We start from the raw sequence: 11953 nt of genomic DNA, 5'->3' as shown, positions 1-11953 counted from the left end.
TTATTGTAACTAAAAAAAGATATGAATCCCATAATAAAATGGAAATCATATCTTTTTTGGACTTTTTCAGTGGCCTCTAAATGTAGTGAGGGGTTTTTCGTTTTTCTCTTCCCCTTCGTATTAACTTGTTCTATATATCCATCCCCTTGGGAGATCATTCAAATTCACATAAATTTTGCGAGAAATCAAAATGAAACAAACTACATAGCTTAAAATAACATGTTCATCATTCTCATTATAATAAACTCTTTTTCTTCTTCGATCCTTTACTCATGGGTATACCTTGCATCGTGGACCAAGTTCTACGAGGAAATTCTCTAGATTTAAGTTTTCTTCAAAGTTCTTATCAAGGTGGAATGCTGGTAGGTGCAATTAAATTAAGGGAAAAATGAGGTTTAATGATACCCATAATGATTACAGTATTAGGAGTTTGCTTATCCTTCCAAGGAGCTATTTGGCTTGATAAATAATGTTAGATATAATAAAATACACAAAGATACAATTAGCAATTAGAAGTCTTTATGGTAATTTTAGAATAAAGGATCATCAATATCTGAAACGGAAAGGGAGAGCTGTTAAATTGGAAAACAGTTTTTCCTTTTTCCTTTTCGTAAGGAGCACTAATATGAATGCAATTCAATCTGTATATATCCATATCCCGTTTTGTCAGCAAATTTGTTACTACTGTGACTTTACAAAGTTCTTTTATAATGAAAAGAGAGCTAATGATTATCTTGTTGCATTAAAGAATGAGATTTCTACATATGTAGACGATACAGGTAATAAAGTAAAGACGGTTTTTATAGGTGGAGGAACTCCGACAGCTTTATCTGTTAACCAACTAGAATCACTGCTCTCATTTATTGATAAGAAATTTGATATGACTCAATGTGAAGAGTACACGATTGAAGCAAACCCAGGTGATTTTAATGACGAAAAGGTCAAGTTATTAAAAACATATGGTGTGAATAGAGTCTCACTTGGCGTACAAGTTTTTGATGATCATATGTTAAAAGAGCTAGGTAGATTGCACAAGGTAAAGGATGTTTATGAAACTGTTGAATTACTTCAGAATAACGGAATAACTAATATTAGTACAGACCTAATATATGCACTACCTAATCAAACAATTGATCATTTCAAAAATTCTTTGAATCAGGCCATGGCACTGGGACTACCACATTTATCTACGTATGCATTGCAAATTGAACCGAAAACAGTATTCTTTCAGCGTCATAAAAAAGGAAAACTGCAACGTCCAGCTCAGGAAGAAGAAGTTGAAATGTATCATATTTTAACCGATACTACAAAAAAACATGGATTACTGCAATATGAGATAAGTAACTTTGCGAAAGCTGGGTTTGAAAGCAAGCATAATTTAACATACTGGGATAATAATTATTATTATGGTTTTGGAGCAGGTGCATACGGGTATATTCCAGGCAAGAGGTATGGCAATATAAGACCATTACCAGCATATATCAAACAGGCAATGGCTGATGGCAAACCTGTTCTCCATATTGATCAAATTAATAATAAAGAACAGATTGAGGAAGAAATGTTTTTAGGTTTACGAAAAATGCAAGGTGTAAACAAACAGACCTTTGCATCTAGATTTGGATTCTTTCCTGATAAGTTGTATAAGTCATCCATTGAAAGTCTTGTGCAGAAGGGCTGGTTACAGGAGGATGATATGTCGATTCGCTTAACCAGTGAAGGAAAATTATTAGCTAATGAAGTATTCGAAAGATTTCTATTAGAGGATTCCGTACAAATATAGTCACGTCGACACTAAGATTGATTGATAAGAGATATATGTAAAAATAGCCTGTTCTCTTTTGTACAGGTTATTTTATATGGCACATACTGAGATACAAGTCATTTCGTTGACAAAGAAAAGTGGATTTGGTAATTTATAATTAGCATTAGCACTCGATAAGGTTGAGTGCTAACAGAGGTGATCATCATGTTAACAGAAAGGCAATTATTGATTTTACAAGTAATTATTGATGATTTCATCGAGTCGGCACATCCTGTTGGCTCACGCGCTATATCGAAAAAAGAGCATATTTCATTTAGCGCTGCAACCATACGAAACGAAATGGCGGATCTAGAGGATATGGGCTTCCTTGAGAAGACGCATTCATCTTCAGGACGTGTACCTTCAGAAAAAGGGTACCGATATTACGTCGACCATCTCATTTCTCCAAGTATAATGCATGAAGACGGCGATGTGATTAAGCATATTATTCAAGATAATTTCTTTGAATTTGAACAAATTGTTCAGATGTCAGCAGAAGTTCTATCTCGATTAACCAACTATACAACGATCATTCTGGGACCTGAAATATTTGAAACAAAATTAAAGCAAATTCAAATTATTACCTTATCGTCGAATACGGCGGTTGCTATTCTTGTTACAAATACTGGTCATGTGGAACATCGGTCATTTTCTATACCTCATGAAATTGAACCATCTGATATAGAAAAGATGGTAAATATTATGAATGACCAATTGAGTGGCGTACCAATTATACAATTGGCAGAAAAATTCAATTCACAAATTGCTTCCATGATGAAAAAGTACGTATCCAATCTAGAGAATTCATACCATTACTTGAATGCAGCACTTATTCAAGATCATCCGGTTAAATTATATATTGGTGGAAAATCTAATATGCTGATGCAACCGGAATTTAATGATGTAGATAAAATACGTTCTTTCTATGCAATGATCGAAAATGAGGATGAGATTGCAAGTATGCTGAAACAGTCCAAGGATGGGATTAAAGTATCCATCGGAAGAGAGAACAATGTCGAAGCCATTAAAGAACTGAGCTTAATTACTGCAGCTTATCACTTAGGAGAAGATCAGACGGGGACAATTGCATTACTTGGCCCAACAAGAATGGAGTATCGAAGAGTTATTTCATTACTAAATATTTTGTCACATGAAATGACAGAAGCACTGTATATGTGGTATAAAAACAATGAATAAATCTTATGAAATTTATTAAAACATGACTTCGCTATTGTTTCGTTCAAAAGTGCAACGTGTTATAGTGAATGTTGGTTAGTTTAAATTGGAGGTGTCACACGTGGAAGAACAGGATAAACAAACGAGAACCGTTACTGATGATGAAGAAAAAGTAGAAGCAAAGGCAGAAGCAGAAACTGCTGACTCGATTGAAGTAATCGATGCAAAAGAGGAAGAAGTAGAAACTGATAAAACTAATCATTCGACAATTGAACAGAGTGAGTTGGATACACTCCAGAAAGAGAAGGATGAAATATATCAGAGAATGTTAAGGGTTCAAGCAGAATTTAATAATTTCAAGAAACGTACCTTAAAAGAAAGGGACGCAGAGCGAAAATATAAATCCCAGGATTTAATCCAAGAATTGTTACCCGCATTGGATAATTTTGAACGGGCGTTGCAAGTTGAAAAAACAGAGGCAACATCTAGTTTAATTGATGGGATTACGATGGTCTACAATCAATTAAAGGATGCTCTCTTTTCACAAGGTGTAGAAGAGATAGCTACAGTAGGTGAGGAGTTTGATCCAAATTTACATCACGCAGTAATGCAAGTAGAAGATGAAGAAAAGGCATCTAATGTAATTGTTGAGGAATTGCAAAAAGGTTATAAGTTGAAAGATCGTGTTATTAGACCAGCAATGGTAAAAGTTAATAAATAATTGTTTACGTAGCTAAGGAGGAATAATCATGAGTAAAATAATTGGTATTGATTTAGGTACAACAAACTCTTGTGTGTCTGTAATGGAAGGTGGAGAGTCAGTAGTAATACCTAACCCAGAAGGAAACCGTACAACTCCATCAGTAGTGGCTTTTAAAAATGGTGAAAGACAGGTTGGAGAGGTTGCAAAGCGTCAAGCAATTACTAATCCAAACACAATTCAATCTATAAAACGCCATATGGGAACAGATTATAAAGTGAAGATAGAAGATAAAGAATTTACTCCGCAAGAAGTTTCTGCTATTATCTTGCAACATATTAAGTCATTTGCAGAAGATTATATCGGTGAAACAGTAAGTAAAGCTGTTATTACAGTTCCAGCATATTTTAATGATGCAGAGCGACAAGCAACAAAAGATGCTGGTAAAATTGCTGGTTTGGAAGTAGAACGTATTATTAATGAGCCAACCGCTGCGGCACTAGCTTATGGCATAGATAAAGAAAACGAAGACCAAACAATTTTGGTCTACGACCTTGGTGGCGGAACGTTTGACGTTTCTATCCTAGATATCGGTGACGGTACATTTGAAGTTGTATCTACAGCAGGTGATAATCGTCTTGGCGGTGATGACTTCGATGAGGTTATTATCGATTACATGGTACAAGAATTTAAAAAGGAAAATGGTATTGATCTATCAAAAGATAAAATGGCTACACAACGTTTAAAGGATGCTGCCGAGAAAGCGAAAAAAGATCTATCAGGGGTATCTCAAACACAAATTTCTTTACCATTTATTACAGCTGGAGAAGCTGGACCACTGCACTTAGAAATGAATCTAACAAGAGCAAAATTCGAAGAACTTTCTTCAGAGTTGGTAGAGCGTACAATGGTGCCTACTCGCAAGGCTTTGTCTGACGCTGATTTGTCAGCAAGTGACATTGATAAAGTTATATTGGTTGGAGGATCAACACGAATTCCTGCAGTTCAAGAAGCAATCAAGCAAGCGATTGGTAAAGAACCGTCTAAAGGAGTTAACCCTGATGAAGTAGTTGCTTTAGGTGCTGCAATTCAAGGCGGTGTCCTACAAGGTGACGTGAAGGATGTTGTATTATTAGATGTAACACCTCTATCACTTGGTATTGAAACAATGGGATCTGTAACTACGAAATTAATTGAGCGTAACACAACGATTCCAACAAGTCATTCTCAAGTATTCTCGACTGCAGCGGATAATCAAACAGCAGTAGACATTCATGTCCTACAAGGTGAACGCGAAATGGCTGCAGATAATAAAACTTTAGGTCGTTTTCAATTAACGGATATTCCACCAGCACCACGAGGAGTACCGCAAATTGAAGTTTCCTTTGATATTGATGCGAATGGTATTGTAAATGTACGTGCCAAAGATCTAGGTACAAATAAAGAACAATCTATTACAATCAAATCCTCTTCTGGTCTATCAGATGAAGAAGTAGACCGCATGGTTAAAGAAGCTGAAGAGAATGCGGAAGATGATAAAAAACGTCGCGAAGAAATTGAATTACGTAATGAAGCTGATCAACTAATCTTTACAACAGATAAAACAATTAAAGATTTAGGAGATAAGGTTTCTGAAGATGAAAAACAAAAAGCAGAAGCTGCTAAGGAAGAATTGCAAAAAGCCATTGAAGCTGATGATATTGAACAAATTAAAGAAAAGAAAGAAGCTCTTCAAGAGCAAGTTCAACAATTATCCGTGAAAATGTATGAACAAATGCAACAAGAGCAGCAAGCACAGCAATCAGATCAGGCTGGTAATAGCGATGATGATGTGGTGGATGCTGATTATCAAGAGGTTGATGATGAGGAAGATAAAAATAAATAATATTGGGATGAATAGGTTTAGAAACTTAAGTTTCTATCCTTAATCCGGTAAATTAAAAGTCAAAGTCAGGATCCTCTTGACTTTGACTTTTTTACACGTTAGCGTATTTGTTTCAACATTTGCCACAAGACTGTATAAGGTGGTAAGATAAAAGTTATGCAAAAGTGAGTATCGGGAGAGTGATTGTCAAGTGAGTAAACGAGACTATTATGAAGTACTCGGTGTCGATAAAGGGGCATCGAAGGAAGAAATAAAAAAAGCTTATCGTAAGCTAGCAAGAAAATACCATCCGGACGTTAATAAAGAAGCTAATGCTGCAGATAAATTTAAAGAAGCCAAAGAGGCCTATGAAGTTCTAGGTAATGAACAAAAGCGTGCTCAATATGATCAATTCGGTCATGCTGGTCCACAAAACCAAGGCTTCGGCGGATTCGGAGGTTCGCAAGACTTCGGTGGAGGCTTTGGTGATATTTTTGATATGTTCTTTGGTGGAGGTGGACGAAGTAGAGATCCGAATGCACCACAGCAAGGAGCCGATCTCCAATATACGATGGTTCTTGATTTTGAGGAAGCAATATTTGGTAAAGAAACGGATATTACGATACCAAAAGAAGAAACATGTGATACTTGCTCTGGATCTGGGGCAAAACCAGGAACGAAAGCAAAGACATGCTCCCATTGTGGGGGATCAGGTCAATTAAATATGGAACAAAATACACCATTTGGTAAAGTTGTAAATCGAAGGGTTTGTAACTATTGTAGTGGATCAGGAAAGATTATTCCTGATAAATGTAACACGTGTGGTGGTACTGGAAAGGTTAAAAAGCGCAAAACTATTCATATTACCATCCCAGCAGGAATTGATGAAGGCCAACAAATACGGGTATCAGGAAAAGGCGAATCCGGGGTTAATGGAGGTCCTCCAGGAGACTTGTTTGTAGTAGTTCAAGTCAAACCGCATGATTTCTTCCAGCGTGAAGGAGATCATATTTTCTGTGAATTGCCATTGACCTTCGCGCAAGCAGCATTAGGTGATGAAATCGAGGTTCCAACAGTCCATGGAAAGGTAAAATTGAAAATACCAGCTGGTACACAAACCGGGAAAACGTTCCGAATGAAAGGAAAAGGAGCGCCGAACGTTAGAGGCTATGGTCATGGAGATCAGCATATTAAAGTGAAAGTCATGACACCTACTAAATTATCAGAACGCCAAAAAGAGCTGTTACGTGAATTTAACGAAATTGGTGGTCACGATGCCACGGATGAACAAGGCAGTTCATTGTTTGATCGATTTAAGAAGGCGTTCAAAAGTGAATAACGGTGTGTTATAAGCACCGTTTACATAACAGGAATTGATAGCGGTAAGGTGTATGATAATTTCAAAAGGAAATGGGTGGATCCAGTATGAAATGGTCTGAACTCTGTATTCATACAACAAATGAAGCGATTGAGCCAATCTCGAATATTCTTCATGAAACTGGTGCAAGTGGACTCGTTATTGAAGACCCGATTGATTTAGTAAAAGAGCACTCCACTGCTTTTGGTGAAATATTTGAATTAAATCCAGAAGAATATCCAGAAGAAGGAGTCTATATTAAAGCATACCTTCCAGTTAATAGTTTTTTAGGAGAGACGGTTGAGGAAATAAAACAAGCTATTAATAATCTCCTATTATATGATATTGATTTAGGAAGAAATCAAATCTCATTAAGTGAAGTAAACGAAGAAGAATGGTCAACAGCCTGGAAGAAATACTATAAACCAGTGAAAATTTCTAAGCAAATTACGATCATTCCAACATGGGAAGAATATACACCAGTGGATACTGACGAGGTGATCATAGAACTTGATCCAGGTATGGCATTTGGGACGGGTACACATCCTACAACTGTCTTAAGTATTCAGGCATTGGAGCAATTTATGAAAAGCGGAGATACTGTCATTGATGTTGGATCTGGTTCAGGAGTTTTGAGTATTGCTTCAGCATTATTGGGAGCAAGCCATGTGCATGCATATGATTTAGATGATGCTGCTGTAAAGAGTACAATTCTAAACGCAAAATTAAATAAAATGGAAAAAAAGATTTCTGTTAAGCAGAATAATTTATTGGATCATATAGCAATAGAAGCAGATATAATTGTATCAAATATTTTAGCAGAGATTATCGTTCGTTTTGTTGACGATGCATGGAATAATCTAAAACCTGGAGGTTATTTTATAACATCTGGTATTATTCAAAATAAAAAACAGATGGTAAAGGATCGTCTAGAGCAGCAAGGTTTTCAAATCATTCAGATGAATGAGATGGAGGATTGGATCTCCATTGTTGCACAAAAATTGTAGATGTTAAAGTAGGTGTGGGTTGTTGCAAAGATATTTTGTTCCAAAAGGCATGTGGAATGAATTTACAATTAAAATAACTGGTGATGATGTTCATCACATGAAACGAGTGATGCGTTTTAAAGCAGGGGATTGCATTATTTGTAATCATCCGGATGGACAGGCAGCAATTTGTAGGATCACGTTCTTAGATAATGGTGTTGTGTATGCAGATATTAAAGAATGGCTTAAGCAAGATGCTGAATTACCGGTTGAAGTAGCAATAGCACAAGGGCTTCCTAAGGGAGATAAATTAGATCTAATTTTTCAAAAAGGAACGGAACTTGGAGCGAACACGTTTATTCCTTTTCAAGCATCTCGTTCTGTTGTAAGATGGGATGAAAAGAAGCAAGAAAAGAAATTAAACCGATTGGTAAAAATTATAAAAGAGGCTAGTGAACAAAGCCACCGTAATAAACTACCAAATGTCCAATACAGTAAATCTTTAAAAGAACTGATAGACTTTAGTGATAGTTATGATATGAAACTCTTTGCCTATGAAGAGGAGGCAAAGACGTCAAATTACCAATCCTTTGGAGAAAATCTCCGCAAGTTAAAGCCTCGACAGCGAATTTTAATTTGTATTGGCCCTGAGGGGGGCTTTTCAGAAGATGAAACCATTGCTTTAAAAGCAAGCGGTTTTCAAGCTGTTCGATTAGGACCAAGAATTTTACGTACGGAAACAGCGGCATTATATGCGTTAGCTAGTATTTCCTATCATTTTGAAGAATTGAGGTGTGAGTAATGCCGACAGTCGCATTTCATACATTAGGTTGTAAAGTTAACCACTATGAGACAGAGGGTATATGGCGAATGTTTATGGATCATGGCTATGAGCGTGTTGAATTTGATCATGATTCAGATGTTTATGTAATAAATACGTGTACGGTGACAAATACAGGTGACAAGAAAAGCAGACAAGTAATTCGCCGAGCGATTCGAAAAAATCCTGAAGCAATTGTTTGTGTAACTGGCTGTTATGCACAAACTTCACCAGGTGAGATAATGGAAATTCCTGGAGTTGATATTGTAGTTGGTACACAGGATCGAAAAAACATGATTTCTTATATTGAAGAACATAAGAAAACGAAAGAACCAATTAATGGTGTTTCAAATATCATGAAAAATAGAGTATTTGAAGAAATGGATGTACCTGAATTTACAGATCGTACAAGAGCTTCCTTAAAAATACAGGAGGGCTGTAATAATTTTTGTACATTTTGTATTATTCCATGGTCGCGTGGGCTATTACGATCAAGAGATCCTGAAAACGTAGTTAGACAAGCACAGAAGCTGGTAGATGCTGGTTATAAGGAAATTGTCTTAACGGGTATTCATACAGCGGGCTATGGTGAGGATATGAAAGACTACAATTTTGCGATGCTTCTACGTGATTTAGAAACAAAGGTTCATGGTTTAAAACGTATTCGAATTTCTTCAATTGAAGCTAGTCAGATTACTGATGAAGTTATTGAAGTACTAGATAAATCTGAAAAAGTTGTAAGACATTTGCATATTCCACTCCAGTCAGGATCAGATTCTGTTCTTGCAAGAATGAGAAGAAAATATTCTACTGGCTATTACAGAGAAAAAATTGATAAGCTGAAAAAGGCATTACCTGGGCTAGCTATTACATCTGATGTTATCGTTGGTTTTCCGGGAGAGACAGATGAAGAATTTATGGAGACATACAACTATATTAAGGAAATAGGCTACTCGGAATTGCATGTCTTCCCTTTCTCACGAAGAACTGGTACACCAGCAGCTCGAATGGATGGACAAATTGATGATGACGTAAAAAACGAACGAGTTCATCAGCTAATTGAGTTATCTAATCAATTAGCCAAAGCCTATGCGTCTACGTATGAAAATGAGGTATTAGAGGTTATCCCTGAAGAACATGCTTCAGATGATAACAACCCAAATCATTTAATAGGTTACACGGATAACTATCTAAAGGTTGAATTTGAGGGTACACCGGACATGATTGGTAAATTAGTTCGAGTAAAAATAACAAAAGCAGGTTATCCAATAAATAAAGGTACATTTGTACGAATCATGGAAGATGTTTTGTTTGAAGAAGCTAAGTAAATTCGTATGACGGGCTGAGAAAAAATACAACTTTTTTACACAACATACGAATAACCAAATGCTGAATTAGTTATTCTATGAAAAAAACGAAGGATAATTACTTAAAACTAATTATCCTTCGTTTTTTATTGTTTTTAAATTACTTCTGTCGTAGATCCTTTTTTGTATAGCAATTTATTTTCAATTAAAACATAGAACTTCAGACAATGATTTGCAGATATTTCTAAGTTTGTTTATTCGTCAATCTATAGAGACTATGTTGGTTTATAAAGCTGAAATTAGATTTTTATACTCTTCCATGCTATGATAGCTAGAGAGGTACGTACAACAATGATAGGAAGGAAGATTCATGTGACAAATCAATTGGCAAAATACATTGACCATACACAATTAAAACCAGAAACATCGAAGGAAAAAATCACACAAATCGTAGAAGAAGCAATCGAATATGACTTCGCATCTGTTTGTGTAAATCCATACTGGGTTCCATATTGCTATAGTAAATTAAAGAATACAACGGTTAAGGTTTGTACGGTTATTGGTTTTCCACTAGGAGCAACATCAACGGAAGCAAAAGTAGCAGAAACGAAGCAGGCAATTAAAGATGGTGCAACAGAAGTAGACATGGTAATCAATATTGGTGCGCTTAAATCTGGAGACGATGAGACAGTTAAGTCAGACATCGAAAAATTGGTTCTTACTGCCAAAGGACAAGCATTGACGAAAGTGATTATCGAAACATCACTATTAACCGAGGAAGAAAAAGTTCGCGCATGTAAGCTAGCTAAAGAAGCAAATGCTGATTTTGTAAAGACGTCTACAGGTTTTTCTGGAGGCGGAGCTACAGTTGAGGACATTCGTTTAATGCGTCAAACGGTTGGACCAGAAATGGGAGTTAAAGCTTCAGGTGGTGTTCGTGATTTAGAGACGACAAATGCAATGATTGAAGCGGGTGCAACTAGAATTGGTGCAAGTGCAGGAGTTTCTATTTTAAAAGGTGATCAAGGTACTGCTGATTATTAAATCTCTATGTATAATAAATTAATTGGCTGGAAATAATCAGTTGACCAAAATAAAGGAATATATTATACTTTAAAAAGGCATGTGGAATGAACAACATGCCGGTACAATCTGTTTTGTGCTTCGGAGGGAGGGAAATTAGCATGTCAAATACTACTCGCGTTCGTAAAAACGAGTCTCTTGAAGATGCTCTTCGTCGCTTTAAACGTAGTGTATCCAAAAGTGGTACATTGCAAGAATATCGTAAGCGTGAACACTATGAAAAACCAAGTGTTCGTCGTAAAAAGAAATCTGAAGCTGCTAGAAAGCGTAAATTCTAAAGAGGGTGCAAATGCATGACATTACTTGAAAATCTGAATCAGGATATGAAGCAAGCGATGAAGAATAAAGACAAAGAAACCCTTAGTGTTATTCGCATGGTAAAAGCTTCAATACAAAATGAATCGATAAAGCTTGGCAAAGATTCACTTTCAGAAGACGAAGAAACCACAATATTGTCTAGAGAAGTTAAGCAAAGAAAAGATTCCCTCCAAGAATTCAAATCAGCTGGACGCGAAGATCTTGTGCAAAAACTTGAAAATGAAATTAACATTTTACAAGAATATATGCCAGCACAGCTCACAGATGATGAGCTTGAGGCAATAGTTCAGTCGACGATTCACGAAGTAAATGCAACTTCTATGAAAGATATGGGAAAAGTGATGAGTGCAATCATGCCTAAAGTAAAAGGGCAGGCAGATGGCTCTCAAATTAATAAACTCGTACAAAAACAGTTACGTAATTAAATAAAAGGTCTCAGTTATAATAGTAACTGAGACTTTTTTATTGATGTTTTTTAAACCACAGGCTCTGCCTGTGTGAGAATTAAACTTGTAGAGTTGTAACAGAAAAATCTCCTTTC

Annotated in this window: 11 protein-coding genes; all 11 read left to right on the top strand. The window is 36.1% G+C overall.

What is annotated here, in order from left to right; genetic code table 11:
- Positions 1-625: 625 nt before the first annotated feature.
- Positions 626-1780 (top strand): radical SAM family heme chaperone HemW, encoded by a 1155-nt coding sequence (hemW, locus tag Q1A47_RS18200; protein ID WP_026681197.1) that lies wholly within the window; start codon positions 626-628, stop codon positions 1778-1780.
- A gap of 186 nt (positions 1781-1966) precedes the next feature.
- The gene (gene hrcA / locus Q1A47_RS18195; protein WP_121605280.1) at positions 1967-2998 is read left to right on the top strand and encodes a heat-inducible transcriptional repressor HrcA; all 1032 of its coding nucleotides are present in this window, start codon (positions 1967-1969) and stop codon (positions 2996-2998) included.
- Between the two features lie 100 nt (positions 2999-3098).
- Positions 3099-3698: a nucleotide exchange factor GrpE gene (grpE, locus tag Q1A47_RS18190; RefSeq protein WP_121605279.1), complete on the top strand. Its 600-nt coding sequence runs from the start codon at positions 3099-3101 to the stop codon at positions 3696-3698.
- 28 nt (positions 3699-3726) lie between these two features.
- Positions 3727-5562 carry a molecular chaperone DnaK gene (gene dnaK / locus Q1A47_RS18185; RefSeq protein WP_121605278.1) on the top strand — a complete coding sequence of 612 codons (1836 nt, stop codon included), beginning with the start codon at positions 3727-3729 and terminating at the stop codon, positions 5560-5562.
- A gap of 190 nt (positions 5563-5752) precedes the next feature.
- A complete protein-coding gene (dnaJ, locus tag Q1A47_RS18180) occupies positions 5753-6880 on the top strand; it encodes a molecular chaperone DnaJ (RefSeq protein ID WP_121605277.1) in 1128 nt (375 codons plus the stop codon).
- A gap of 86 nt (positions 6881-6966) precedes the next feature.
- Positions 6967-7905 carry a 50S ribosomal protein L11 methyltransferase gene (prmA, locus tag Q1A47_RS18175; RefSeq protein ID WP_166530992.1) on the top strand — a complete coding sequence of 313 codons (939 nt, stop codon included), beginning with the start codon at positions 6967-6969 and terminating at the stop codon, positions 7903-7905.
- A 22-nt stretch (positions 7906-7927) separates the two neighbouring features.
- The gene (locus Q1A47_RS18170; protein WP_121605275.1) at positions 7928-8686 is read left to right on the top strand and encodes a 16S rRNA (uracil(1498)-N(3))-methyltransferase; all 759 of its coding nucleotides are present in this window, start codon (positions 7928-7930) and stop codon (positions 8684-8686) included.
- On the top strand, positions 8686-10032 hold the full coding sequence (mtaB, locus tag Q1A47_RS18165) for a tRNA (N(6)-L-threonylcarbamoyladenosine(37)-C(2))-methylthiotransferase MtaB (RefSeq protein WP_121605274.1): 1347 nt from the start codon (positions 8686-8688) through the stop codon (positions 10030-10032). Before Q1A47_RS18170 ends, mtaB begins: the two co-directional genes overlap by 1 nt.
- Before the next feature lie 303 nt (positions 10033-10335).
- A complete protein-coding gene (gene deoC, locus Q1A47_RS18160; RefSeq protein WP_299632642.1) occupies positions 10336-11055 on the top strand; it encodes a deoxyribose-phosphate aldolase in 720 nt (239 codons plus the stop codon).
- 140 nt (positions 11056-11195) lie between these two features.
- Positions 11196-11372 (top strand): 30S ribosomal protein S21, encoded by a 177-nt coding sequence (gene rpsU / locus Q1A47_RS18155; protein WP_019377991.1) that lies wholly within the window; start codon positions 11196-11198, stop codon positions 11370-11372.
- A 15-nt stretch (positions 11373-11387) separates the two neighbouring features.
- A complete protein-coding gene (locus Q1A47_RS18150; RefSeq protein WP_026681188.1) occupies positions 11388-11837 on the top strand; it encodes a GatB/YqeY domain-containing protein in 450 nt (149 codons plus the stop codon).
- The last annotated feature ends 116 nt before the right edge of the window (positions 11838-11953 follow it).

This window comes from uncultured Virgibacillus sp., from assembly GCF_947495635.1.
In the GTDB taxonomy this organism is placed as follows: domain Bacteria; phylum Bacillota; class Bacilli; order Bacillales; family Amphibacillaceae; genus Virgibacillus; species Virgibacillus salarius.
The sequence above is the reverse complement of the archived record's forward strand: the minus strand, read 5'-3'. Positions and strand labels throughout refer to the sequence as shown.